We start from the raw sequence: 20,892 nt of genomic DNA, 5'->3' as shown, positions 1-20,892 counted from the left end.
CCAGCAGACACCGTGTTGCCGGTGAGCTAGGCTCAAAGCCGACCCCAACACCCCGAAGGATACGGAGTACCCCCATGTTCGACATCCAGAACTACGGCAGCTTCATCGCGGCCATTGTGATCTTCCAGCTGATGCCCGGCCCCGGCACGTTTGCCATCCTCAATGCCACTGCCCGCAACGGCATCGGCGCGGGTTTTGGCGCGGTCATCGGTACCCTGCTGGGCGATGCGGCCTACATGATTGCCGCCGCCGCGGGCCTGGCCGCGGTCATGCATGCCAACCCCATGTTGTTCCACGGCCTGCAATGGTTCGGTGCCGCCTACCTGTGCTGGATGGGCCTTGGCATGTTGTTCGGCCCGGTCGCCCGTGATGCTGGCGGCGAGGAACCGAAACGCTCGGCGCGCAGCTATCTGCGTAATGCACTGGTGATCAGCCTGACCAACCCGAAAGTCATGTTGTTCTTCGTGGCGTTTTTCCCGCTATTTATTCACCCGGACTCATCGAGCGTCACGCTGTTGGCGATGATGGTGCACATCACGCTGATCAGTTTCCTCTACCAGGGGGCACTGGTATGGGTGGGCAATGCCGCCGCGATTCGCTTGAAGACCCTGCCCCTGGCCCGCACGATTGCCACCCGGGTGGCAAGCCTGGCGCTGATCGGCTTTGGTCTCAAGCTGGCAGCGAGCAACCGCTGAACGCTGCCCCTGTCGAATACTGAAAAACGCCACCGCCGCGACGGCGATGGCGTTGCTTTCATGGCTTGGGAATTTCCAGGCCGCGAATGACCGCCGGTCGTGCCAGAAAGCGCTCCAGCACCCGCAATACATTCGGGAAATTGTTGATCTCCACCAGATGCCCGGCTTCATAGAAACCGATCAGGTTACGCACCCATGGGAAAATGGCGATGTCGGCGATGGTGTAGCGCTCGCCCATGACCCAGTCACGACCTTGCAGGCGTTCGTCGAGCACTTTCAGCAAGCGCGCACTCTCGGCCACGTAACGGTCGCGGGGGCGCTTGTCCTCGTAGTCCTTGCCGGCGAATCGGTTGAAAAAGCCCAGTTGGCCAAACATCGGGCCGATACCGCCCATCTGGAACATCAGCCACTGAAGGGTCTCATAGCGGGCGGCCGACTCCTGAGCCAACAACTGCCCGCTCTTGTCGGCGAGGTAAATCAGGATCGCTCCAGACTCGAACAACGCCAGGGGCTTGTCGCCAGGGCCGTGCGGGTCAAGGATCGCCGGGATCTTGTTGTTGGGGCTCAACGACAGGAACGCCGGGGACATCTGGTCCTGAGTGTCGAACGATACCCGGTGCGGCTCATAGGGCAGGCCGATCTCCTCCAGCATGATCGAGACCTTGACCCCGTTAGGCGTCGGCAAGGAATAGAGCTGGATCCACTCGGGGAACTGCGCAGGCCATTTTTCAGTAATAGGAAATGCTGACAAATCGGTCATAATGAACATCCAGTGACAATTAAATGACTGAGCTCTGGCCTTGATCGTGGCGTACGCCGGGCCTTACCGCAGCTAGCTTAAACTCGCGCGTCGCAGGGGAAGCATCTTAATTCAGAAACATTATGTCGCTAACCTGGTACACGCCCCACAGGGCACCCCGGATAAAGTGCCGCCCGCAAACTTTATTCGAACCAACGGGCCTCAATAGACTCTGAAGCCAGCCCTAGTGCCAGACGATTTGCTCCACGACACGGAAAACCATCCGTAGCCAGGCAGGCTGCTCGCGATGGAAAGGTTTGTCAGCCTTAATCAAATGCGCTGAAGAACTTTTATTCAATGATCAACAAATTCAAGCTCGCCCATCGCCTGAAGCGCCGCTCCTTGATGCTCTTTCCGGCCTTGCTGGTGGCAGGTGCCCTGTTCCTTGCCCTTGAGTCCAGCGAAAGCCGTGCGCAGCCGGCTGACGGCACCCAGACCCTGGTGTTCCTGCGTCACGCGGAAAAACCTGCGGGAGGCCTCGGCCAACTGAACTGCCAGGGCCTAAACCGTGCTATCGACCTGGCACAGCTGCTGCCAGAGAAATTCGGCAAGGCCGATTTCGTTTTTGCCGCCAATCCGACCCGCAATGTCGAGGAAGGAGAGTTCGATAACTCCTACAGCTACATTCGCCCGTTGATGACCATCAGCCCAAGCGCCATCAAACTGGGGCTGCCGGTGAATATCGAGTTTTCGGCCAATGACACCAGCGAGCTGGCTGACGAACTGCTCCACAACAAGTACCACAACGCCACTATCTATACGGCCTGGTCTCACGGCTACCTGCCGGAACTGATCAACAAGGTGGCGCAAGAGGCTGTAGGGAGCAAACAGTCCATTACCGATGACTGGCAATCCGGCGACTTCGACTCGCTGTACGTACTGACCCTGACCTGGCATAACGGCAAGGCCACCTTGCAGAGCCAGCACCTCAAGCAGGGGCTGGACAACGGGGAAGAGGCCTGCCCGACCTGACCGCTCACAGGTCGTCACATCTACCGGGGAAGCCGGGCTGGGGTATGATGCGCCCCTTGTCCCTATTGTCCGGAACCTCTGCATGTCCAATTCCTTAGCAGCCCCTACACGGGGCTGGTCGTTCTGGTGGAAGCCCGCCCTGTTCCTGTTGGTGGCCTGCATCGGCCTCTACTACGTCAAGTGGTCGCCGTACTACTTCAAGGCCTTCGTCGCCGCCGACAACCACAGCATTGGCGCCTCGATTCTCAATGATGCGCAGACCTCGCCATTGGCGGCCGCCCTGGCCTATGCCAAGGTGTATTTCCTGGCGATCTGGAAAGCGGCGGTCCTGGCGGTCATTCTCGGTTCATTGCTGCAGGTGTTGATCCCCAGGGATTGGTTGCTGCGTCTGTTCGGCAAGGCCGGCTTCGCCTCGACCCTGCGCGGCGGGCTGTTCGCGCTGCCAGGCATGATGTGCAGTTGCTGCGCCGCCCCGGTGGCCGCTGGCATGCGTCGGCAAAACGTTTCAGTGGGTGCCGCGCTGGCGTTCTGGATCGGCAACCCGGTGCTGAACCCGGCAACCCTGGTGTTCATGGGCTTTGTCCTGGGCTGGGGCTTTACCGCCCTGCGACTAGTAGCCGGTATCGTGCTGGTGCTGGGGGTTTCGCTGGTGGCCCAGCGCATTTCGCGACCCGAGCAAGTGCCGGAAGCCGCGTTGCAAGCCGTGGCAAACGCCAGCACCACGGATTCGCAACCCTTCCTCGGCCGCTGGATTCGCACCCTGTGGCAATTGTTCTGGAGCACCATTCCGGTCTATATCCTGGCAGTGCTGGTGCTGGGCGCCGCACGGGTCTGGCTGTTTCCCCACGTTGACGGGGCGATGGCAGACAGCTTGTGGTGGCTGGTACCGCTGGCCATCGTCGGCACCTTGTTCGTGATTCCCACCGCAGCGGAAATCCCGATCGTGCAAACCATGATGGCCCTGGGCATGGGCACCGGCCCGGCAGTTGCATTGCTGATGACCCTGCCCAGCATCAGCCTGCCGTCGCTGCTGATGCTGCGCAAGGACTTCGACACCCGGGTGCTGGTGACCGTGGCCCTGCTGACCATGCTGGTCGGCGTGATGTGCGGGCTGATCGGCGCGCTGGTACTGTAAGGCACGTGGCAAGGCGCTGAACGGTCAGCGCCTTGTTCTCAAGCCTGCCGGCGGCTGCGCTCGCGCAGGTATTCAAGCACCGCGGCCTGCTCGCCCACGAACTCGATTCGATCACCCTTCTTCTCGCGCTGGAAGGCGTACATCGGGTCGTAGTACTCGCTTAACAACCCTTCGATCCAGCCGCAGTGCAGGTCCACCGCACCGCTGCGTGCCTGTTCGGCCAATGCCGCTTCCATCAAGGTCAACAGCCGTTGGTGGCGCTCGCCACCCAGACGTTTGCTGATGTTGTTCAGGCTACCCAGCAAGCGCTCGGAAAACTGCGCAAAGCCCTGATCGCCATGCACCGCAACGAATTCGGCGCACAGGTCCACCACATAATCACGCAGGATGCGTTCTACCCGCCCCTGCACGCTGTCTTCCAGCCAGACCATCGGAAAACGCTGCATGCCCTGATACAGCGGCAACGGCAAGGCGCAACTGCCCACCATGCGGCTTTCATCCTCAAGAACAAACTGCTCGATGCCCCTGGCGCGCTTTTTCAGTACGTCTACTGCCAGGCGGTTCTCGAAGTCGATATTGGAGGGTTGGCCGCTCGCCCGCTTGCCAAAACTGGAACCACGGTGATTGGCATGCCCTTCCAGGTCCAGGCCATTGTTCAAGCGCGTTAGGACATCGGTCTTGCCGGTACCGGTCATGCCACCGAGCAAGACGAAGTCGCACTGGCCGACAGCCTGGTCGAGCGTATCCAGCAGGAAGGTACGCATTGCCTTATAGCCACCGCCGACCCTTGGGTATTCGATGCCCGCTTCATCCTTGAGCCATTGCTGGACGATCTGCGAGCGCAGGCCTCCGCGAAAGCAATACAGATAACCCTCGGGGTGGGCCCGCGCGAAATCGGCCCAGGCCTGGATCCGCTCGGCCTTGATCGCCCCCGAGACCAACTGGTGCCCCAGGACAATGGCCGCCTGCTGGCCTTGCTGTTTGTAACAGGTACCAATGCGCTGACGTTCGCTGTCGGTCATCAACGGCAGATTGACCACTCCGGGAAACGCGCCCTTGGTGAATTCGATCGGCGCACGGGTGTCCATCATGGGGCGATCGTTGAGAAAGATGTCGCGGTAATCGGTGATATCGACAGGCATCAAATCACCTCGACCGCGTTGCTCTGTCGCTCGACCAGCTCACCGATAGGTGCCAGGTCCAACCCCAACTCGGCGGCCACCGCCAGGAATTGCTCGTTGCCCTCCGGTGTCACGGCAACCAGCAAGCCGCCACTGGTCTGCGGGTCGCACAACACACGCTTGTGCAACTCCTGGACACGCCCGAGCTTACTGGCGTAACTGTCGAAATTGCGCAGGGTGCCACCCGGCACACACCCTTGGTCCAGGTAGTACTCGACACCCGGCAGGCGCGGCACGCGGTCGTAGTAGACCCGAGCAGTCAGCGCACTGCCGTCGGCCATTTCCACCAGATGCCCGAGCAGGCCAAAACCGGTGACATCGGTCATGGCGGTCACGCCGTCGAGCTTGCCGAAGCGGCTCCCAGGCTTGTTCAAGGTGCACATCCAGTCGCGAGCCAGGCCCACGTCACTGTCGCGCAGCTTGCCCTTCTTCTCTGCGGTGGTGAGGATGCCGATCCCCAAGGGTTTGGTCAGGTACAGCAGGCAACCGGCGGTGGCGGTGTCGTTGCGCTTCATGTGGCGTTTTTTCACCAGCCCGGTGACGGCCAGGCCGAAGATCGGCTCCGGTGCGTCAATCGAATGACCGCCCGCCAATGGAATACCCGCCTCGTCACACACCGCACGGCCTCCGCGAATCACTTCCCGGGCAATCTCCGGCGCCAGCACGTTGACTGGCCAGCCAAGGATGGCAATCGCCATCAACGGGTCACCGCCCATGGCGTAGATATCGCTGATGGCATTGGTGGCAGCGATGCGGCCAAAATCGAATGGATCATCGACAATCGGCATGAAGAAGTCGGTGGTCGAAACCACACCCTGCTCATCATCGATGGCGTACACCGCCGCGTCATCGCGCGAGGCATTGCCCACCCAGAGTTTCGGATCGAGGTTCTGTGCCCCGCTGCCGGCCAGAATCACCTCCAGCACCTGGGGCGAAATCTTGCAGCCACAACCTGCGCCGTGGCTGTACTGGGTCAGGCGAATCGGCTCGCTCATGGGGGCACCTCTGCAATTGAAGATCAGCGATTCTAGCAGAGCGCGCTGCCCGCACCCTCACCTGGCGTCCAATCGGCGTGACCGCCGAACGCTCGCTCCCCATGCCACCGGCTCACACCGTTCGGCAACCGGAGTGAATTTTTCCGGCCGCGGACGATCACTCAACTACGACAGGGAGAAATAGCGACACCATGATCAACGCAAAATTGTTCGTCATTGAATACACCCTTCACGGCGCGCCCAAGTCGTTCATCATCCGTCACGAGAAGATGGACAACGCTGAAGCCTGGCACTGGGCCAGTTGTGATGCGGGTGTCGGGCGGATTGGGCGCTTTGTCCGCGAGAAGGTCAAAAAGACCAGCATGCCGCAAGCGCAGAAATTCGGTATCGAGAACGTCACCTGGCGCCCGACCCGTTGACTCAAGCGATGCCACCATCGAACGTGAAGCCCATCGACCCCACGCTCAATGGCGTGCCTTCAACCGTGGGTGCCCTTCGCACACTGACAACCTGCCATGACGCAGGCTTCGCCGTGTTCGTGATGCTTGGCGCAACCTTCGCAGCAGTAATGCTTGCCATGACGGACGACGGAGTGCTCACCCAGTTTGCAGGTGCAGTTGGGGCAGGCGCAGGTGTCTCCTTGCTTGGCTTTCATCGATCTGATTCCTCCATACGGGTGGCCGTGCGGGTGTGGCACCAGCGCCACACCTCAAGCAATGACCGCGCCCCTTGAAACCGATCCACAGAGACGATTGGCGGCCTTCGCTCATCGTTCAGGTTAGTCGATACCACACACTCAGCCGGCCCCTGCTTAAACGACCACTGGCATCAGGCAAAATGACGCGGTAGCAGTCCCCGGCAGACTGAATCTCATAAGCCCCCCGCAAGCGACATGCCTGAAGGTTTCAGGCGGCAGGGCGAAGCCTTGTATGCTGTGGCCACTGCCCTCGTACAAGGATCTGTCCGTGCTGCTTTTGAAACTGTTGGTGATCCCCGGTTTTCTGTTGTTGATCTCCCTGGCCGGCAAACGCTGGGGCCCGAGCATCGCCGGTTGGTTGTCAGGATTGCCGGTGGTGGTCGGGCCGATTCTGTTTTTCCTGGCGGTCGAGCAAGGCCCGGCCTTTGCCGCCCAATCGGCAACAGCGGCCCTGTCCGCCATGTTTGCAATGATCACCTTCTGCGTGGTGTACGCCCAGGCCGCACAACGGTTCAACTGGCCGGCGGCGCTGTTGATCGGACTGCTGAGCTGGACGTCGGTGGCGCTGGTGTTGTCGCTGATCCCCACCTCCCTGGTGTTTTCCAGCATCGCCGCAGCCACCGCGCTGCTGGCCGCGCCTTACCTGTTTCCGGCGGTACAGCCACTGGTGTCCGGCCCGGCACCAAAGTCCGACAAGCTCCTGCTGCGCATGTTGGCCGGCGCCGCGTTGACCCTCGTGGTGACCCTGCTGGCCAGTACCGTGGGTGAGCGCTGGAGCGGCCTGTTGGCGGTGTTCCCGGTACTGGGTAGCGTCATGGCGGTATTCTCCCAGCAAACCCGCGGGCCGGCGTTCACTGCCGCCTTGTTGCGCGCCACCGCCACTGGCATGTACTCATTCGCCGCCTTCTGCCTGACACTGGCCTTGGCGTTGCCCCATTGGGGGTGGAGCGCATTTGCCCTGGGTGTGGCGGTGTCACTGGGCATGTTGCTGGTGACCAAGCGCAAAGCGGCGCCAAGGCCCCTCGCCACGACGATCGAACCGGTTGCGGCTAAGCTCGTGGGCGGTGCCGACCGCACGCAACAACCCTGACTCCAGCCGCCACACCCCTGTTTACGAAGGAACGTAGATGACCGCCACGCTTGAAGTGCTTGCCCCGGGCAAAAAAGCCACCTCGGCCACTGCCATCGGGATGATCGCCATCTTTCTTTGGTCCTGCCTGGCCCTGCTGACCACCCTCACCGAGGGCATCCCGCCGTTCCAGTTGCTGGCCATGAGCTTCGGCATCGCCTTCGTCGCCAGCCTGATCATTCTCGGGCGACGGGGCCGGGTCGGCTTCCAGAGCTGGCGCCAGCCGTGGCCCGTCTGGCTGACCGGCTTTCTCGGGATCTTTGTCTACCATGCCTTGTACTTCTTCGCCCTCAAAGCCGCGCCCGCGGCTGAGGCCAGCTTGATCGCCTACCTCTGGCCGCTGCTGATTGTACTGCTCTCGGTACTGGGTACCGCGGAGCGCCTGCACGCGCGGCAACTGCTCGGTGCCCTACTGGGGCTTTCCGGCACGGCGCTGATCCTGCTGCAACGGCCCCAGGATGACGTCGCGGCCATGCCCATTGCCGGTTATCTGGCGGCGCTTGGCTGTGCGTTGGTGTGGTCGAGTTACTCGGTGATCAATCGGCGCTTCAACGATGTGTCCAGCAGCATCATGGGTGGCATGTGCGGGTTGGTGGCGGTGGCCGGGCTGATTTGCCACCTGCTGCTGGAAACCGGCGTCTGGCCCGACGCCAGCCAATGGGCGGCAATCATTGCGCTCGGCCTCGGCCCTGTTGGGCTGGCCTTCTTCGCCTGGGACCACGCCACCAAACACGGCAACCTGGCAATGTTGGGCGCGCTCTCGTACCTCGCGCCGCTGATGTCGACCCTGCTGTTGATCCTCATGGGGCGCAGCCCGGTCAATCCGCTGTTGATCGGCTCGGCGCTGTTGATCATCGTCGGTGCCGTCATCGCGACCTCGCGCGCCAGCGCACCGAAAGCCGCAGGCGAGGCCCAGCCGGACTGATCCCGGCGCCGCACCCGCAGAATGATCCGGCAGGACAACGCCAGCCCCCTGGCCACATGCCCTCGGGTCGCTGGCGAGGTCATCACTCACGCTGGCACTGGAGTGAAAAGGGCTGCCCGTGGGATGATCGCCGCCGTCGCGCGATTACCCCGGAGACCCTGCATGTCGCTGCTCAAGAAACTCACGTTCCGCAAGAAAGCCGCTGTCCTGTTCCTGACGGCGGTGACGGCCTTTGGCGCCACCCACACATTCGCCGCCAGCAAACCTGCGGCCAAAACCGCCCCTGAGCAAATGGTCTCGGCCCTGGGCGGAAAGTTCGCCTTTACCCTGCCCAAAGGGTTCATCGCCGACCCGTTGCCCGGTGGCGACGTGGCCCAAGGCACTTCCGGCGCAACGGGCACCATGTACACCAACCCACACAGCAAAACCGTGCTGATCGTCGCCGAGAACACCCTGCCGGGCGGGCTGAGCATCAAGGACAACGACAGCGTATTCCTCGACGAGTCGATATCCGGCTTCGCCAGCCAACAACGCGAAGCCTTGCCCGATTTCAACAAGCAAAGTGAAAAGAGCCTGACCCTCAAAGGCCTAGGCCTGCGCCAGATCGACTTTACCGCCACCCAGGGCGGCGGCCCGACCCTCAACACCAGCCTGCTGGCCGGCTCTGGCACACACATGGTGCTGATCCAGATCATCTCCCGCGCCGACGACAAAACCGGCCACGCGGCACTGATCAAAGAAATCCTCGGCGAAAAATAAGCCGGCAAGCCGCCACTTGATCCACAGCAACCAGACAGACGCTCATATCCTGGGCAACCACGAAACAACAGGCCGAGCACCAGCTCGCCTGCTCGTCCGCCGCTCTTGATCTGGCTCTGGCTCTGGCTTTTGATCTTGATCCACCCGCCCCATCGGCAGGCCGAGCGCAGGCGTTCATCAGGGGAATGGCGCACAGCGCCCCTCGACGCAGTCGAGGACATCGCATGGAGGGCGAGCGAAGCCGACCGGAGGGCGATGCCCCCTGAGGAATGCCGAAGCGAGGGAACCCCGAGCCTCGGCGAGGGGCCGGACGCTCGGGGCGAGCGTTTTTTTGCTTACTTTTTTTAGGCGCTTGTAAAAAAAGTGAGTCGCCGTCAGGCGAAACCATAAGTCGCCGTGACCACAACAACGGATATGTACACCCGCAAAAAACCAGGCCAGCAGTCAGTCAACCCAGCACCTACAGCATCCCCCCGCAAACAAAACCAGACTCAATCATTGGTCAACGTGCCCACCCGAATCACCTCCCGCCCCGCCACCTTCGCCTGCCAGATCCCCGGCTCCGTATAGCGCCCGCGATCCAGCGCAAACAACACCCCGCTGGTCCCGGCACACACCACGGACACCCGGTCACTCAACGGATCAACCACCTCGAACAGCGCATCCCCCCGCTCGACCCACTCCCCGGCCTCGCGCAGAAAACTCACCACCCCATGATGGGGCGCAAACAGATACTCGGTACCGGCGAACGGCATCCCCTCACAGCAGGCTTGCGGTGCCGCCGGCCACTGCCCGGCAATGAACCCCTGCTCGGCCAGGAACCCCAGAATCGCCTCGCAATTGGCCTGCGCCTGATCAACCCGGGTATCGCCCATGCAACCCAACTCCAGGGTCGTCGCCAGGTTGGCCGGAGGAATGGCCGCCTCAGGAAACGCCCGGGCCAACCGCAACCAGGGCGACGAACAGGACTCATCGAACGAACTGCCGCCAGAGTCTTCACACAGCAACGCAACGCCCGCCTTCAAGCGCGCCGCCAGCGACTGCCATTGCGGCCAGTGCTGCGGCAAGGCATAGAGATGAATGGCGGCTTCAAAATCGCAGTGCAGATCCAGGGTGATGTCGGCGTCACAGGCGTGACGCAGCAGCAACCGGTGCATGGCCTCCAGCTGTGAAGCCGGCGCTGGCAAGCGGTCGAGTACCTGACCCATGGCCTGCCGGATCAACGCCACGTTTGCCTCGGCGTCGCGACCCAATTGAGCGCCGATCAGTTCACCGACCGGGCCGCTGAGCTCATGAAAAGCACGGTTGAAATTCTTGCCGCTGCCCAGTTCGAAACGCCCCATGTGAGCGCTTTGCAGGTGCTGGTCCAGGCCAATCGGGTTGGCCACCGGCACCAGTTCGATCACGCCCTTGAGCTGGCCCTGGGCTTCGAGTTCGCCAAGGCGTTGTTTCAGCTCCCAGGCCGTGCGCATGCCTGGCAGCTCATCAGCGTGCAGGCTGGCCTGGATGTAGACCTTGCGCTCGCCTGCGCCAAAACGAAACACGCTCAGGGTGCGCTCGGTACCGAGGTGGCTCCAGGGCAGTGAATGGTCAATACGTTGCATGGTGGGCTCCCAGGGAATACAGGTCGGACAGGGTCATTCAAGTGGGCATAAAAAAAGTGGCCACCGCGTCAACGGTAGCCACCTTTTTGAACGGAGAAATTACTCGCCGTACACGTCAAAGTTGAAGTACTTGTCCTGCACTTGCTTGTACTTGCCGTTGGCGCGGATTTCGGTGATGGCGGTGTTGAACTTGTCGGCCAGCGCCTGATCGCCTTTGCGCACGGCAATACCCGCGCCGCCGCCGAAGTACTTGGCGTCTTCATAGGTCGGGCCTACGAAGGCGAAGCCCTTGCCGGCGTCGGTTTTCAGGAAACCGTCTTCCAGGTTGACCGAGTCTGCCAGCATCGCGTCGAGGCGACCGGCAACCATGTCCAGGTTGGCTTCCTGCTGCGAGCCGTAGCGCACCAGCACGATACCGGCCGGTTGCAGCACTTCGGTGGCGAAGCGGTCATGGGTACTGGCGCGCAGCACACCGACTTTCTTGCCCTTGAGTTCGGTCAGCGGGTCTTTGACCGCGGTACCTTCCTTCATCACGAAGCGGGCCGGGGTGTGGTAGTACTTGATAGTGAAATCGACGTTCTTCTTGCGGTCGTCGGTGATGGTCATGGACGACAGGATCGCGTCGATTTTCTTGACCTTCAGCGCCGGGATCAGGCCATCGAACTCTTGCTCGACCCAGGTACATTTGACTTTCATCTGCTCACATAGTGCATCGCCGATGTCCACGTCAAAACCGCTGAGTTTGCCCTCAGGCGTCTTGAACGAGAACGGCGGGTAACCGGCTTCGATCCCCAGACGGATCGGCTTGGCATCGTCGGCCACGGCGGTCAGGGACAACATCGACAGTGCCAAGGCACCGAACATCACTCGCTTTTTCATTTATAACTCCTGTGTGCGGAGACTCTTATTGGCAGCATTCGACGGATAGCTTCTGGCTAGTATTTATCGAAGTGGCCGGCAGTCTAGAGCTGCGCCCGGCAAGCCAATTATGCTGATGCGACAAATTGTTATAAAAACAAGCAGCTGGTATGACAAGCCGTAGTCCACTGCACCTGCACGCTGCAATGCCCTACAGAAACGCCACGCTTTCGGTCAAGATGACGCCCCTGCCGACAGAACATTCCCCCCGTCAACCGAGCGCCGCATCATGCCCGAGCACTTGACCTCGCTGAACCTGATCCAGCACCACCCCGCCGAAGGCCCGGGCGCGATTGACGACTGGGCCGAATCACGAGGGCTGACCCTCAAGATGTTTCGTGCCGACCTCGGTCAACTACCGTCGGAGAGTGCAGCGCCGGTGATCATCCTGGGCGGGCCGTACGAATCCAATGCCGGCCCCGAGTGGCTGGCCGCAGAGCGCCAATGGCTGGCGGCCAGTCTTCAGGCCGGAGCACCGGTATTCGCCATTTGCCTGGGTGCGCAATTGCTGGCCCTGAGCCTGGGTGGCAGCGTGCGGCGAATGGCGGAACCGGAAACCGGCTGGACCCGCATCACGCTCGCCAATGGGCAACCCCTGACGGTCCTGGAATGGCATGAGGATGCTATCGATCTGCCGCCCAACGCCCACTTGCTGGCCAGCAGCGCCCGATGCGCGCAGCAAATGTACGCTGTCGGCCCGACCCGTGTGGGCGTGCAGTTTCATCCGGAATGGAACGCCGAGTCCGTCGCTTTGCTCAATACCCATTTCGCGGACGACTCACCGCTGCCCCGGGACCAGGACGACAACGCGGCCTACCGCCAGGTGTCCGACTGGCTGCACGTGACGCTGGATCAGTGGCACGCGGCGACCACGGCTTGACCGATTCCCCGTGACGAGAACGCTTGCGCCCGCTCAAGCACCTAGCAGTCGCAACCAGCACTCACTCAACACCCAGCGGTAATCAGCACTCACAACCGATCGCGGCACTGACCGGCCGTTCGATCCCCCGGCTCAACTCAAAGCCTTCATCCAGCCACCCCGTCACCCCGCCGATCATTTCCTTGACCGGATACTCCAGCGCCGCGAGTTTCACCGCGGCCTTGTTGGCGCCATTGCAATGGGGGCCTGCGCAATACACCACGAACAGCGTGCTTTTCGGGTACGCCGCCAGAACGTCCGCCGTGATCAAGCGCCCCGGAATATTGAGAGCTCCCGGCACATGACCGCGCTCATAGGCCTGCGGGCCGCGTACATCCAGCAGGACGAAGTCCACTTCATCGGCCTGCTGGCTGGCAAACACGTCGGAGCAGTCGGTTTCAAAGGTCAGGCGATTGCTGAAATGCATCAAGGCAATGGCTGAAGAAGCGGCAGGAATAGCGCATACCAGACTGGTCATGGGTGTTCTCCGAAGCGGATATGGGTGTGGGAGGACTGTATCCAGATCGTCGCTGGCGCTAAAGTGGCGCACACGACACTCACTGGGAACTTTCCGCCAAATGCACAACGACCCCGGATCAGTCGCGATTCTGGCCTACGACGGGCTCTGCACCTTCGAATTCGGAATCGCCGTGGAGGTCTTCGGCCTGGCGCGGCCGGAGTTCGATTTCCCCTGGTACGAGCACTGCATCGTGGGCGTTGACCCGGGACCGATGCGCGCCGCCGGTGGCATTCAGGTGCTGGCCGATGGCGGCATGGAGCGGCTGGAAACGGCCCGGACCATCATCATCCCCGGCTGGAGAAGCCGCAGTGAGCGCGTGCCGGAAGCCCTGCTGCAAGCGCTTCGCCAGGCCCATGCCCGAGGCGCACGGCTGCTGTCGATCTGCTCCGGGGTGTTTGTCCTCGCGGCCACCGGCCTGCTTGACGGGCGCAGTGCGACGACGCACTGGCGTTATACCGAGGAATTGGCCGAACGCTTCCCGAACATTCTGGTGGACCCCGACGTTTTGTACGTGGACAGCGGCCAATTGATCACCTCGGCCGGCAGCGCCGCGGGGATTGATGCCTGCCTGCATCTGGTGGCCAGGGACTTCGGTACCCAGGTCGCCAATTCGGTGGCCCGGCGGCTGGTGATGTCACCGCAACGCACCGGCGGTCAGGCGCAATTCATTCCCGCCCCCGTCAGCCGTACGCCCCGCAGCGATCTGTCGCGGGTCATGCACTGGGCACGGGAGCGCCTGCATGAGCCCTTGGGTGTGCGTGAACTGGCAAGCCAGGCGGCCATGAGCGAGCGCACTTTTCTACGACGCTTCAGTGAAGCGACCGGCGAGTCCCCCAAGTCCTGGTTGCAACAACAACGCCTGGCCCGGGCCCGGGAACTGCTGGAAAGCAGTGCCCACCACACGGAATCGATCGCCCGGCAATGCGGCTACCGTTCCGTGGAGAGTTTTCGGGTGGCGTTTCGCACGGTGGTGGGACTGCCGCCCTCGGTGTATCGGGAGCGGTTTGGTCGCGAGGTGAGCACGCGGTCGATTTGATCGCGTTCGATTGAAAAGCCGCACAGGCAATCACCCACGACCACGCCAGGCGGGTGGTTGTGGGTGACCTGCCGCGACGGGGCTTACTGCCCGCTGCGCAGCATGTCCTTGGGCACGTACTTGCCGATTTCGAACTTGCCGATCGCGGCACGGTGCACTTCGTCCGGGCCATCGGCCAGGCGCAGGGTCCGTTGCATGGCGTACATGTAGGCCAATGGGAAATCGTTGGAAACACCCGCGCCCCCATGGATCTGGATCGCCCGGTCAATGACCTTCAAGGCAACGTTCGGCGCAACCACCTTGATCTGGGCGATTTCGCTCTTCGCCACTTTGTTGCCCACGGTGTCCATCATGTAGGCGGCCTTGAGGGTCAACAGTCGCGCCATGTCGATTTCCATCCGCGAGTCGGCGATCTTGTCGATGTTACCGCCCAGGCGCGCCAACGGCTTACCGAAGGCGGTGCGATTGACCGAGCGCTTGCACATCAACTCCAGTGCCCGCTCGGCCATGCCGATCGAACGCATGCAGTGGTGAATCCGGCCCGGGCCAAGGCGCCCCTGGGCAATTTCGAATCCGCGGCCCTCGCCCAGCAATACGTTCTCGTACGGCACCCGCACATTGTCGAACAGCACTTCAGCGTGACCGTGGGGGGCATCGTCGTAACCGAACACCGGCAACGGACGCAGGATTTTCACCCCGGGGGCGTCCACCGGCACCAGGATCATCGAATGCTGTTGGTGCCGTGGCGCGTCAGGGTTGCTCAGGCCCATGAAGATCAGGATCTTGCAGCGCGGGTCGCAGGCACCCGACGTCCACCATTTCTTGCCGTTGATCACCCACTCGTCGCCATCGCGCTCGGCACGGGCGGCCATGTTGGTGGCATCGGAGGACGCTACGTCCGGCTCGGTCATGGCGAACGCCGAGCGAATCTCGCCGCGCAGCAGCGGCTCGAGCCAGCGCTGCTTTTGCTCTTCGTTGGCATAACGCACCAGCACTTCCATGTTGCCGGTGTCCGGTGCCGAGCAGTTGAACGGCTCGGGACCGAGCAACGAGCGGCCCATGATTTCCGCCAAGGGTGCGTATTCCAGGTTGGTCAGGCCGGCGCCGAGTTCCGACTCCGGTAAAAACAGGTTCCACAGGCCTTCGGCCTTGGCCTTGTTTTTCAACTCCTCCATGATCGCGGTCGGCTGCCAGCGATCGCCCTCGGCGACCTGGCGTTCAAACACCGCTTCGGCTGGATAAACGTAAGCATCCATGAACGCAGTCACGCGTTCACGCAATTCCTGAACCTTGGGCGAATAGGCAAAATCCATGGGCAGCTACCTTTTTTGACGAGGTGGTGGAGGCGTTGTTGAGGTCATGAATCGATGCTAGATCAGCGTTGATAATTTATCTAACCTATTCTCGGCGTGTATTAACATTCATCACCGATATATGATCGACTGATCGAGCCACCTGCTCCCATAACAAAAGCCAAGAGCCAAACGCTATGAATCTAAGCAAGGTCGACCTCAACCTGTTCATCGTCTTCGACGCGATCTATACCGAAGCCAACCTGACCCGTGCCGGGCAGATTGTCGGCATTACCCAGCCGGCGGTGTCAAACGCTCTGGCCCGCCTGCGCGAGACCTTCAACGACCCGCTTTTCGTGCGCACGGCCCAAGGCATGGTGCCCACGCCCATGGCGCAAAACATCATCGGCCCGGTGCGCAACGCCCTGTCGCTGCTGCGCGTCTCGGTCCAGGAAAGCCGGATTTTCAACCCGCTGCAGGCGGTCAAGACGTACCGCATCAGCATGACCGACCTCACGGAAGCGGTAATCCTGCCACCGCTGTTCCAGCGCCTGCGCCGCCTGGCACCGGCCGTGATCATCGAGAGTTTCCTGTCCAAGCGCCGCGAGACCACCAAGGAACTGGCGGCCGGGCGCCTGGACTTTGCCGTCGATGCCCCGCTCAACACCGACCCGCAAGTGCGCCATGTCAAACTGATGGAAGACCGTTACGTCTGCGCCATGCGCAAGGGCCACCCCATGGCGGGGAAAGAGAAATTCAGCCTCGATGATTACCTGTCACTGACCCACATTCATATTTCCAGCCGTCGCAGCGGCCTGGGCTACGTTGACCTGGCCCTGGGCAAAATGGGCATCCAGCGCAAGATTGCCCTGCGTTCCCAGCATTACCTGATGGCCTCCCAAGTGTTACAACAAACCGACATGGTAATGACCGTACCGGAACGCTTCGCCCGTCGTCATGACTTGCAGTCCTTCCTGCTCCCGGTCAACGACGTGCCACCGGTGGAAACCCACCTCTACTGGCACGAAAGCACCGACCAGGACCCGGCCAACCGCTGGATGCGCGAGCAGATGATCGAGTTGTGCCAGCAGGTGACGGCCAATGAGAAGAAACTGGACAAGGTCTAATCGCGAGGGTCAGCCTGACAGGTCCTGTCATCGTTCATCGCAGGCGAGCGGTACGCCGGCCGGCCCTCTTCCACAGGTTCAGCGCGATACCCGCGGGGACGGACTGGCCCGCGCAAACGCAGCTTGACGTTTACGTCAATCTGACATTAGTTTAGTCCCAAGTCCCTTTCTTGAGCGCGCCCATGAGCAGCCAGACCTACAGCATTTCCGACCTCGCCCGCGAGCTCGACATCACCACCCGCGCCATTCGCTTTTACGAAGAACAAGGCTTGCTGAGCCCCGAGCGACGCGGTCAGGAACGCATCTATTCGCCGCGGGACAAGGTCAGCCTGAAACTGATCCTGCGGGGCAAGCGCATCGGTTTTTCCCTGGCCGAATGCCGCGAACTGATCGAACTCTACGACCCCACCAGCGGTAACACCAAGCAATTGCACAGCATGCTGGCGAAAATCAGCGAACGCCGCGAACAGCTTGAACAGCAACTGCTGGACATCGAACAGATGAAGCTGGAGCTCGACACCGCCGAAGAGCGCTGTGTCCATGCGCTGGAGCAGACGATCAAGAACCAGCAGGCCGTCCAGTAAGAAACACTACGCCCAATAGGGAGCCGGGCTTGCTCAGTTCCCACAGGGATCTCCGAACACTCAGACAATGACAACAGGTCAACGCCCATGTCCCTCCCCTCCCATGTACGCCTGATCGAAGTCGGCCCGCGCGATGGCCTGCAGAATGAAGCCAAGCCCATCAGCGTCGCCGACAAGGTGCAATTGGTCGATGCGCTGAGCGCTGCCGGCCTTGGCTATATAGAAGTCGGCAGTTTCGTGTCACCCAAGTGGGTGCCGCAAATGGCCGGCTCCGCCGAAGTGTTCGCACGGATCCAGCGCAAACCCGGCGTGACCTATGGCGCCCTGGCCCCCAACCTGCGCGGATTCGAGGACGCGATGGCGGCCGGGGTCAAGGAAGTCGCAGTGTTCGCCGCCGCGTCCGAGGCATTCTCGCAGCGCAACATCAATTGCTCGATCAGTGAAAGCCTGGAGCGTTTCGTGCCGATCATGGACGCCGCCAGGCAGCATGGCGTCAGCGTGCGCGGTTACGTGTCCTGCGTACTCGGCTGCCCGTACGAAGGTGAAGTCGCGCCGGAGCAGGTGGCAATGGTCGCCCGCGAGTTGTATGCCATGGGCTGCTACGAAGTGTCCCTGGGCGACACCATCGGTACCGGTACCGCTGGCGCCACCCGCAAGATGTTTGAAGTGGTGTCCGCCGACGTGCCACGGGACAAGCTCGCCGGGCACTTCCACGACACCTATGGCCAGGCCATGGCGAACATCTACGCCAGCCTGCTGGAAGGGATCGCAGTATTTGACAGCTCCGTCGCCGGCCTGGGGGGCTGCCCCTACGCCAAGGGCGCCAGCGGTAACGTCGCCACGGAAGATGTGCTGTACCTGCTCAATGGCCTGGGCATCGAGACGGGCGTCGACATGGAGCAATTGCTGCTGGCCGGCCAGCAGATTTGCACCGTTCTGGGCCGCCCAACGGGTTCACGCGTGGCCAAGGCCCGTAGCGCACAATAATGTGTCGTGGGTGTGTTACCGCCCCGCAACAAAACGAGTAACACGGAAACAAACTGACCAAAAAAAATTTAGCGAATGAACCCGACAAATTGTAAATCATTGATTTTAAATGATTTTTAAAAGTTGGCACGGGTTCTGCTATCTCTATGGCATAACAAGAACAAAAAAAGCGGCAAACCTAATAAAAATAAGACGTAACGACTCTGACATAACAAAAACAACACGGCAGAGACGCAGCTAACAGATTTTTTTGGAGAAGGTGTGCTTTCAGGGTGCTGCATGCAGTCACCCGCAACCGGGCAGAGAACAATAAAACTACCTTCAGGTAGCTCCCGAACTGGTTGGATCGCTTGGCGAAAAAGCAGATCAGCGCTCAAAAAAATACGTTTGCTCTTGACCCCGCATGGGGGTCGCACAAAACAGCGGTAAAGGGCCACGGTTGCCAAAAACAACAACAGACCGCCCCTTAATAATAAAAAAAGAGCATGCAGCAATAAATTAAAGGGGAGCTTCGGCTCCCCTTTGTGCTGTCTGGCGTTCAGGTTTTCCACCGACCTCGCGCAGGAGTGAGTCGGGTGGCATTCCGCTTGCTCGCGATGAACTCAATAGCGCCGCGCTTATCCAGAAAGCACGCGTCATCGTTAACGCCCATCGCGAGCACGCTCGCTCCTACACAAGAATGTGGTTATCCCTTGCTGGCTTTCAACTCCTCGATACTGACCTCGCGCATCTTGAATTTCTGGATCTTGCCAGTCACGGTCATCGGGAATTCATCGACGAACTTGAAGTAACGCGGCGTCTTGAAGTGGGCGATGCGCTCCTTGCACCAGGCTTGCAACTCCTGCTCGCTGGCGATATGACCAGGGTGGAGCTTGATCCAGGCCACAATCTCCTCGCCGTACTTCTCGCACGGAATGCCGATCACCTGCACATCCGCCACCGCTGGATGCGTGAAGAAAAACTCTTCCAGCTCACGTGGGTAAATGTTCTCACCGCCGCGAATGATCATGTCCTTGTTGCGCCCGGCGATGCACACGTAACCCTCTTCGTTCATGGTCGCCAGGTCGCCGGTGTGCATCCAGCCGGCCTGGTCGATGGCATCGGCCGTGCCTTGCGGGTTGTTCCAGTAACCGAGCATCACGCTGTAGCCACGGGTGCAGAGTTCCCCGATGGTGCCGCGCGGCACCAGGTTGCCGGCCTCATCGATGATTTTGCTTTCCAGTTGCGGCTGCGTGCGGCCGACGGTGGTCACCCGCAGCTCCAGTTCGTCTGAAGGACCCGTCTGCAATGACACTGGACTGGTTTCAGTCATGCCGTAGGCAATCTGCACTTCACTCATGTGCATTTCGCTGATGACCCGCCGCATCACTTCGATCGGGCAGGTTGCCCCGGCCATGATCCCGGTGCGCAGCGTCGACAGGTCGAACTCCGCACGACGTGGCTGATCGAGCAAGGCGATGAACATGGTGGGCACGCCGTACAACCCGGTGGCGCTTTCCTGGGCCACGGTCTCGAGTGTCAGCAATGGATCGAATGCGTCATTGGGGTAAATCATGGTGGTGCCATGGGTGATGCAACCCAGGTTGCCCATGACCATGCCGAAGCAGTGATACAACGGCACCGGAATCACCAGGCGGTCGTGCTCGGTCAGCCCCAGGCTTTCACCGACCATGTAACCGTTGTTCAGAATATTGTAGTGACTGAGGGTCGCGCCCTTGGGGAACCCGGTCGTGCCGGAGGTGTACTGAATGTTCACCGCCTGGTCGAAATGCAGGCTGTTCTGCCGCGCCTTGAGTTGTTCCACCGGGACGCCGGCGCCCAGATCCGCCAGTTGCGACCACGGCAAGAAACCGGACGGTGGCTGCGGGTCGAGGCTGATCACGCCGCGCAGATCCGGCAGGCGCTCAGACTGCAACTGACCGATGGCGTGCTCGGCCAACTCTGGCGCCAGCCCCTGCAGCATCGCGTGGTAATCGGAGGTCTTGAACGAACCGGCGCACACCAGCCACTGACAGCCGGACTGCTTGAGCACATACTCGAGTTCCGAGCTGCGGTAGGCCGGGTTGATGTTGACCAGAATCACGCCGATTTTCGCGCTGGCAAATTGGCTGATGCACCACTGCGCGCAGTTCGGCGCCCAAATGCCCAGGCGGTCCCCCGCCTGCAGGCCCAGCGCCAGCATCGCCCTGGCGTGCAACTCGACGGCATGCGCCAACTGTGTCCAGGTGTAGCGCAATTGCTGATGACGCACGACCAGCGCTTCGCCCCGTGGGTACTTGGCGACCGTGTTGTCGAACGCCTGGCCAATGGTCATTGCCAGCAAGGCTTTGTCCTGCGAACCGCGGCTATAGCTGTGCTGTGGGTGAGCACTGTGTTGATCCATGACGACCCCTATATTGTCTTTTTTGTAGGAGCGAAGCCTGTCGGTGAATGAGCGTGTTTTCTCACCCCCAAGGCGACGCTGGTCTTTCAGAACTGCCCCTACTCTCGCTCAAGTTGACGTTAACGTAAAGGGCGATTGACAGCCATTCGTCACAGGTTTACGTTAACGTAAAGGTGACAGTCGACTCGGCACGGTTCGCAGGCCGATTCTCCATTGATAAAAACAAGTTTGAAGG

Annotated in this window: 22 protein-coding genes; 12 read left to right on the top strand and 10 right to left on the bottom strand. The window is 61.0% G+C overall.

The annotated features are described in order from the left end of the window. Positions 1-74: 74 nt before the first annotated feature. Positions 75-695, top strand: coding sequence for a LysE family translocator (locus CKW25_RS09635; protein WP_095078937.1), 621 nt, complete (start codon positions 75-77; stop codon positions 693-695). Between the two features lie 58 nt (positions 696-753). Here the strand turns inward: CKW25_RS09635 and CKW25_RS09630 are convergent, their stop codons facing one another. Continuing rightward, entirely contained in the window at positions 754-1,455 is a 702-nt protein-coding gene (locus tag CKW25_RS09630) for a glutathione S-transferase family protein (protein ID WP_095078936.1), read from the bottom strand. Between the two features lie 336 nt (positions 1,456-1,791). On the opposite strand from CKW25_RS09630, the gene CKW25_RS09625 reads away from it, so the two are divergent. Beyond that, positions 1,792-2,466 (top strand): histidine phosphatase family protein, encoded by a 675-nt coding sequence (locus CKW25_RS09625; RefSeq protein ID WP_095078935.1) that lies wholly within the window; start codon positions 1,792-1,794, stop codon positions 2,464-2,466. A gap of 82 nt (positions 2,467-2,548) precedes the next feature. Further along, entirely contained in the window at positions 2,549-3,601 is a 1,053-nt protein-coding gene (locus tag CKW25_RS09620) for a permease (protein WP_095078934.1), read from the top strand. 38 nt (positions 3,602-3,639) lie between these two features. Here CKW25_RS09620 and mnmH read toward each other — a convergent pair whose 3' ends face one another. Together mnmH and selD are read right to left on the bottom strand one after the other, a co-directional pair. Next, positions 3,640-4,743: a tRNA 2-selenouridine(34) synthase MnmH gene (gene mnmH, locus CKW25_RS09615; protein WP_095078933.1), complete on the bottom strand. Its 1,104-nt coding sequence runs from the start codon at positions 4,741-4,743 to the stop codon at positions 3,640-3,642. Further along, positions 4,743-5,777, bottom strand: coding sequence for a selenide, water dikinase SelD (selD, locus tag CKW25_RS09610; protein WP_095078932.1), 1,035 nt, complete (start codon positions 5,775-5,777; stop codon positions 4,743-4,745). The genes mnmH and selD overlap by 1 nt, the downstream gene beginning before the upstream one ends. Before the next feature lie 191 nt (positions 5,778-5,968). Between selD and CKW25_RS09605 the strand changes: the two genes are divergently transcribed. Continuing rightward, positions 5,969-6,196 carry a DUF6555 family protein gene (locus CKW25_RS09605; RefSeq protein WP_095078931.1) on the top strand — a complete coding sequence of 76 codons (228 nt, stop codon included), beginning with the start codon at positions 5,969-5,971 and terminating at the stop codon, positions 6,194-6,196. Between the two features lie 59 nt (positions 6,197-6,255). On the opposite strand, the gene CKW25_RS09600 is transcribed toward CKW25_RS09605, so the two are convergent. Then, a complete protein-coding gene (locus CKW25_RS09600; RefSeq protein WP_095078930.1) occupies positions 6,256-6,432 on the bottom strand; it encodes a metallothionein in 177 nt (58 codons plus the stop codon). Positions 6,433-6,742: 310 nt separating this feature from the next. Here CKW25_RS09600 and CKW25_RS09595 point away from each other — a divergent pair, with 310 nt between their 5' ends. From CKW25_RS09595 to CKW25_RS09585, 3 genes are all read left to right on the top strand, one after another. Next, entirely contained in the window at positions 6,743-7,564 is an 822-nt protein-coding gene (locus tag CKW25_RS09595; protein ID WP_095078956.1) for a hypothetical protein, read from the top strand. A 37-nt stretch (positions 7,565-7,601) separates the two neighbouring features. Further along, complete coding sequence (locus tag CKW25_RS09590) at positions 7,602-8,528, top strand: DMT family transporter (protein WP_095078929.1); 927 nt, start codon at positions 7,602-7,604, stop codon at positions 8,526-8,528. 162 nt (positions 8,529-8,690) lie between these two features. Beyond that, a complete protein-coding gene (locus tag CKW25_RS09585) occupies positions 8,691-9,287 on the top strand; it encodes a hypothetical protein (RefSeq protein WP_095078928.1) in 597 nt (198 codons plus the stop codon). 491 nt (positions 9,288-9,778) lie between these two features. On the opposite strand, the gene CKW25_RS09580 is transcribed toward CKW25_RS09585, so the two are convergent. Together CKW25_RS09580 and CKW25_RS09575 are read right to left on the bottom strand one after the other, a co-directional pair. Beyond that, positions 9,779-10,891 carry a succinylglutamate desuccinylase/aspartoacylase family protein gene (locus CKW25_RS09580; protein WP_095078927.1) on the bottom strand — a complete coding sequence of 371 codons (1,113 nt, stop codon included), beginning with the start codon at positions 10,889-10,891 and terminating at the stop codon, positions 9,779-9,781. Between the two features lie 99 nt (positions 10,892-10,990). After that, complete coding sequence (locus CKW25_RS09575) at positions 10,991-11,770, bottom strand: ABC transporter substrate-binding protein (protein ID WP_095078926.1); 780 nt, start codon at positions 11,768-11,770, stop codon at positions 10,991-10,993. Positions 11,771-12,050: 280 nt separating this feature from the next. Here CKW25_RS09575 and CKW25_RS09570 point away from each other — a divergent pair, with 280 nt between their 5' ends. Continuing rightward, positions 12,051-12,689, top strand: coding sequence for a type 1 glutamine amidotransferase (locus CKW25_RS09570; protein ID WP_095078955.1), 639 nt, complete (start codon positions 12,051-12,053; stop codon positions 12,687-12,689). Between the two features lie 82 nt (positions 12,690-12,771). On the opposite strand, the gene CKW25_RS09565 is transcribed toward CKW25_RS09570, so the two are convergent. Then, positions 12,772-13,206: a rhodanese-like domain-containing protein gene (locus tag CKW25_RS09565; protein WP_095078925.1), complete on the bottom strand. Its 435-nt coding sequence runs from the start codon at positions 13,204-13,206 to the stop codon at positions 12,772-12,774. 100 nt (positions 13,207-13,306) lie between these two features. Between CKW25_RS09565 and ftrA the strand changes: the two genes are divergently transcribed. After that, positions 13,307-14,284: a transcriptional regulator FtrA gene (gene ftrA / locus CKW25_RS09560; protein WP_095078924.1), complete on the top strand. Its 978-nt coding sequence runs from the start codon at positions 13,307-13,309 to the stop codon at positions 14,282-14,284. Positions 14,285-14,367: 83 nt separating this feature from the next. Here the strand turns inward: ftrA and CKW25_RS09555 are convergent, their stop codons facing one another. Beyond that, positions 14,368-15,597 (bottom strand): acyl-CoA dehydrogenase, encoded by a 1,230-nt coding sequence (locus tag CKW25_RS09555; RefSeq protein ID WP_095078923.1) that lies wholly within the window; start codon positions 15,595-15,597, stop codon positions 14,368-14,370. Positions 15,598-15,773: 176 nt separating this feature from the next. On the opposite strand from CKW25_RS09555, the gene CKW25_RS09550 reads away from it, so the two are divergent. From CKW25_RS09550 to CKW25_RS09540, 3 genes are all read left to right on the top strand, one after another. Continuing rightward, positions 15,774-16,703, top strand: coding sequence for a LysR family transcriptional regulator (locus CKW25_RS09550; protein WP_095078922.1), 930 nt, complete (start codon positions 15,774-15,776; stop codon positions 16,701-16,703). Between the two features lie 182 nt (positions 16,704-16,885). Continuing rightward, positions 16,886-17,287 carry a MerR family DNA-binding transcriptional regulator gene (locus CKW25_RS09545; protein ID WP_095078921.1) on the top strand — a complete coding sequence of 134 codons (402 nt, stop codon included), beginning with the start codon at positions 16,886-16,888 and terminating at the stop codon, positions 17,285-17,287. Positions 17,288-17,374: 87 nt separating this feature from the next. Continuing rightward, entirely contained in the window at positions 17,375-18,274 is a 900-nt protein-coding gene (locus CKW25_RS09540; protein WP_095078920.1) for a hydroxymethylglutaryl-CoA lyase, read from the top strand. Positions 18,275-18,390: 116 nt separating this feature from the next. Here the strand turns inward: CKW25_RS09540 and CKW25_RS26995 are convergent, their stop codons facing one another. Together CKW25_RS26995 and CKW25_RS09530 are read right to left on the bottom strand one after the other, a co-directional pair. Next, positions 18,391-18,825, bottom strand: coding sequence for a hypothetical protein (locus tag CKW25_RS26995; protein WP_256577949.1), 435 nt, complete (start codon positions 18,823-18,825; stop codon positions 18,391-18,393). Positions 18,826-18,959: 134 nt separating this feature from the next. After that, entirely contained in the window at positions 18,960-20,657 is a 1,698-nt protein-coding gene (locus CKW25_RS09530) for an AMP-binding protein (RefSeq protein WP_095078919.1), read from the bottom strand. Between the last annotated feature and the right edge of the window lie 235 nt (positions 20,658-20,892).

This window comes from Pseudomonas sp. Irchel s3h17, from assembly GCF_900187505.1.
Lineage (GTDB): Bacteria > Pseudomonadota > Gammaproteobacteria > Pseudomonadales > Pseudomonadaceae > Aquipseudomonas.
Note: the sequence above shows the minus strand (reverse complement) of the source record. Positions and strands in the feature narration are given on the sequence as shown.

What these genes read in the sequence shown, in the direction of transcription:
- CKW25_RS09530 (WP_095078919.1), bottom strand. Translation starts at nt 20,657, where the DNA reads ATGGATCAACACAGTGCTCACCCACAGCACAGCTATAGCCGCGGTTCG.
- CKW25_RS09600 (WP_095078930.1), bottom strand. Translation starts at nt 6,432, where the DNA reads ATGAAAGCCAAGCAAGGAGACACCTGCGCCTGCCCCAACTGCACCTGC.
- CKW25_RS09605 (WP_095078931.1), top strand. Translation starts at nt 5,969, where the DNA reads ATGATCAACGCAAAATTGTTCGTCATTGAATACACCCTTCACGGCGCG.
- mnmH (WP_095078933.1), bottom strand. Translation starts at nt 4,743, where the DNA reads ATGCCTGTCGATATCACCGATTACCGCGACATCTTTCTCAACGATCGC.
- CKW25_RS09585 (WP_095078928.1), top strand. Translation starts at nt 8,691, where the DNA reads ATGTCGCTGCTCAAGAAACTCACGTTCCGCAAGAAAGCCGCTGTCCTG.
- CKW25_RS09625 (WP_095078935.1), top strand. Translation starts at nt 1,792, where the DNA reads ATGATCAACAAATTCAAGCTCGCCCATCGCCTGAAGCGCCGCTCCTTG.
- selD (WP_095078932.1), bottom strand. Translation starts at nt 5,777, where the DNA reads ATGAGCGAGCCGATTCGCCTGACCCAGTACAGCCACGGCGCAGGTTGT.
- CKW25_RS09545 (WP_095078921.1), top strand. Translation starts at nt 16,886, where the DNA reads ATGAGCAGCCAGACCTACAGCATTTCCGACCTCGCCCGCGAGCTCGAC.
- CKW25_RS09550 (WP_095078922.1), top strand. Translation starts at nt 15,774, where the DNA reads ATGAATCTAAGCAAGGTCGACCTCAACCTGTTCATCGTCTTCGACGCG.
- CKW25_RS09565 (WP_095078925.1), bottom strand. Translation starts at nt 13,206, where the DNA reads ATGACCAGTCTGGTATGCGCTATTCCTGCCGCTTCTTCAGCCATTGCC.
- CKW25_RS09540 (WP_095078920.1), top strand. Translation starts at nt 17,375, where the DNA reads ATGTCCCTCCCCTCCCATGTACGCCTGATCGAAGTCGGCCCGCGCGAT.
- CKW25_RS09635 (WP_095078937.1), top strand. Translation starts at nt 75, where the DNA reads ATGTTCGACATCCAGAACTACGGCAGCTTCATCGCGGCCATTGTGATC.
- ftrA (WP_095078924.1), top strand. Translation starts at nt 13,307, where the DNA reads ATGCACAACGACCCCGGATCAGTCGCGATTCTGGCCTACGACGGGCTC.
- CKW25_RS09630 (WP_095078936.1), bottom strand. Translation starts at nt 1,455, where the DNA reads ATGACCGATTTGTCAGCATTTCCTATTACTGAAAAATGGCCTGCGCAG.
- CKW25_RS09555 (WP_095078923.1), bottom strand. Translation starts at nt 15,597, where the DNA reads ATGGATTTTGCCTATTCGCCCAAGGTTCAGGAATTGCGTGAACGCGTG.
- CKW25_RS09575 (WP_095078926.1), bottom strand. Translation starts at nt 11,770, where the DNA reads ATGAAAAAGCGAGTGATGTTCGGTGCCTTGGCACTGTCGATGTTGTCC.
- CKW25_RS09590 (WP_095078929.1), top strand. Translation starts at nt 7,602, where the DNA reads ATGACCGCCACGCTTGAAGTGCTTGCCCCGGGCAAAAAAGCCACCTCG.
- CKW25_RS09580 (WP_095078927.1), bottom strand. Translation starts at nt 10,891, where the DNA reads ATGCAACGTATTGACCATTCACTGCCCTGGAGCCACCTCGGTACCGAG.
- CKW25_RS09620 (WP_095078934.1), top strand. Translation starts at nt 2,549, where the DNA reads ATGTCCAATTCCTTAGCAGCCCCTACACGGGGCTGGTCGTTCTGGTGG.